The sequence below is a fragment of the Paraburkholderia sp. genome (genome assembly GCF_036488505.1).
Lineage (GTDB): Bacteria > Pseudomonadota > Gammaproteobacteria > Burkholderiales > Burkholderiaceae > Paraburkholderia.
This window is the reverse complement of record NZ_DASXHN010000460.1, coordinates 1-2,681: the sequence shown is the minus strand read 5'-3', so window position 1 is coordinate 2,681 and position 2,681 is coordinate 1. Positions and strand designations below refer to the sequence as shown.

2 protein-coding genes and 1 pseudogene are annotated in these 2,681 nt (G+C 60.8%); all 3 read left to right on the top strand.

What is annotated here, in order from left to right; all coding sequences use genetic code 11:
- Positions 1-469 (top strand): annotated as a pseudogene (locus VGH68_RS26555) (sugar ABC transporter substrate-binding protein); the annotation flags it as partial.
- Between the two features lie 198 nt (positions 470-667).
- Positions 668-1,606: a sugar ABC transporter permease gene (locus VGH68_RS26550; RefSeq protein ID WP_331606693.1), complete on the top strand. Its 939-nt coding sequence runs from the start codon at positions 668-670 to the stop codon at positions 1,604-1,606.
- Positions 1,596-2,453 (top strand): carbohydrate ABC transporter permease, encoded by an 858-nt coding sequence (locus tag VGH68_RS26545; RefSeq protein WP_331606692.1) that lies wholly within the window; start codon positions 1,596-1,598, stop codon positions 2,451-2,453. Before VGH68_RS26550 ends, VGH68_RS26545 begins: the two co-directional genes overlap by 11 nt.
- Positions 2,454-2,681 lie beyond the last annotated feature (228 nt).

The window sequence follows — 2,681 nt, the reverse complement described above, 5'->3', positions numbered from 1 at the left end:
GTTCATGGGCGACTGGGCGAAGGGCGAGTTCGCCAACGCCGGCAAGAAGTCGGGTGTGGACTATGTCTGCGCCGCTGTGCCGGGCACGGAAAAGGCTTACACGTTCAACGTCGACTCGTTCGTGTTCTTCCAGCAGAAGGGCGAGAAGACTGCAACGCCAGGTCAATTGGCATTGGCCAAGACGATCATGTCGCCGGAATTCCAGGAACAGTTCAGCCTGAACAAGGGTTCGATCCCGGTTCGTCTGGGCGTGTCGATGGCCAAGTTCGACGACTGCGCGAAGAAGTCGTACGCGGATGAACAGGTGGCGATCAAGTCGGGCGGCTATGTGCCTTCGCTGGCACACGGCATGGCGCAACCGGATGCAGCAGCCGGCGCGATCTCGGACGTGGTCACGAAGTTCATGAACTCGCAGCAGGATTCGAAGACCGCGGTTGCCGCGCTCGCGAAGGCTGCGAAAACCAAGTAAGTAGCGTCAAGCGAAGTAGTGCGCCTGGTCGTTCCCTGCGGGGGCGCCGGGCGCGTTCTTCGGAATGCTTGCAGCCGTTGCGTTACTTAGGGCGAGACACTTCACCCCTGGTTTCATCGAGTCACACCTATGCCGTTCCGGTCTCGCGTCTTTCGTGAGCGAGCGCCCCGGCGGTACAGTTTCAGCAGGAGTCGAGTAGTGACTGCTTCTATCAGCGGAAACGGGAAAACGGCTACCGTCGCCCGCCGCGCGTCGCCCATGGCGGCCCTTGCCGATAGCTGGATTCCGAAGCTGGTGCTCGCACCCAGCGTCGTGATCAGCCTGATCTTCGTGTATGGCTTTATCGCAATCACCGGCTATCTGTCGCTGTCGAATTCGCGGCTGATGCCTCGTTATGAATTTGTCGGTCTCGACCGTTATCGCGAACTGTTCGATAACGATGTGTTCTGGACGTCGGCTGCCAACCTCGGTTGGTTCGGCATTCCGTTTATCGGTATCTGTATCGGCCTCGGCCTGTTCCTCGCGATCCTGCTCGATCAGCAGATCCGCAACGAAGGCGCGCTGCGCGCCGTGTTCCTGTACCCGATGGCGCTGTCGTTCATCGTGACGGGTACGGCGTGGCAATGGATCATGACGCCGAGCGTCGGCCTCGAAAAGGTGTTCCACGACTGGGGCTGGACGAGCTTCTCGTTCAGCTGGCTCGGCGACCCCGACAAGGCGATTTTCTGCGTCGTGATCGCGGCGGTGTGGCAATCCACCGGCTTCGTCATGGCGCTCTTCCTTGCGGGTCTGCGCGGTGTCGACGGTGAGATCTTCAAGGCCGCGCAGATGGACGGCGCTAACCTGCCGACCATCTACCGCAAGATCGTGATTCCGAGCATGCGGCCGGTGTTCTTCTCCGAGCTGCTGATTCTTTGCCACATCACCATCAAGACGTTCGACCTCGTGGTCGCGCTGACCGCGGGCGGCCCGGGCACGTCGTCGTCGCTGCCGGCCATTTTCATGTACACGTTCTCGTTTAATCGCGGGCAGCTCGGCGTCGGCGCCGCATCGTCGATCATGATGCTCGCCACGGTCGTGGCCGTGCTCGTGCCGCTGATGTATCTGGAATCGAGGAGCACGCGCAATGCAGCCTAAGATGACGATCAGCCGTGCCGTCATTTACGCGGCCCTGATCCTGTTCGCCCTGTATTTCCTGTTTCCGCTGTACGTGATGCTGTCCACGTCGTTCAAGGACATCGACCAGCTGCGCGCCGGCAACCTGCTGACGCCGCCGACCCACTGGAGCTTCGCGCCGTGGCTGAAGGCCTGGAGCGGCGCTTGTACCGGCGTGCGCTGCGACGGCATGCAGCCGTTCTTCATGAACTCGGTGCGCATGGTGATCCCGGCGGTGCTGATCTCGTCGATCATCGGCGCGTTCAACGGCTATGTGCTCACGCACTGGCGCTTTCGCGGCGCCGATCCGATCTTCACGATGCTGCTGGTTGGCTGCTTCATTCCGTTTCAGGCGATCCTGCTGCCGATGGCGCGCTTCGAGGGCATGCTCGGTCTGTCGAACACGACGAGCGGTCTGGTGCTGGTGCACGTGATCTACGGTATCGCGTTCACCACGATGTTCTTCCGCAACTTCTACGTGAGCATTCCGGCTGAACTCGTGAAGGCCGCGCGCATCGACGGCGCGGGTTTCTTTACGATCTTCACGAAGATTCTGCTGCCGGTGTCGCTGCCGATCTTCATGGTGTGCCTGATCTGGCAATTCACGCAGATCTGGAACGACTTCCTGTTCGGTATCGTGTTTTCCGGCGTCGATTCGATGCCAATCACAGTGGCGCTGAACAACCTGGTGAACACCTCGACCGGCGTGAAGGAATACAACGTGGATATGGCCGGCGCGATCATCGCGGCGTTGCCGACGCTGCTGGTCTACATCATCGCCGGACGTTACTTCGTGCGCGGCCTGACCGCGGGCGCGGTGAAGGGCTAACACGCTTGATCAGCAGATGGCGGGGGCGAGCCTCCCGTGAGCGCGGCGGTGCGCGAGTGAGCGGGTCAATGAGCTGAACCCGCACCGCCGTCACCCGACAAGACGTTTTCAAGCAGTACCAGAGAAGAGGATTCACAGCATGGCAAGCCTTTCCATCCGTGACGTGTACAAGACCTACCCGAACGGGGTGCCGGTTCTGAAGGGTGTCAACATCGACATCGAAGACGG

Excerpts from the sequence above, each read along its gene's own strand:
- VGH68_RS26545 (WP_331606692.1), top strand. The coding sequence starts at position 1,596 with ATGCAGCCTAAGATGACGATCAGCCGTGCCGTCATTTACGCGGCCCTG.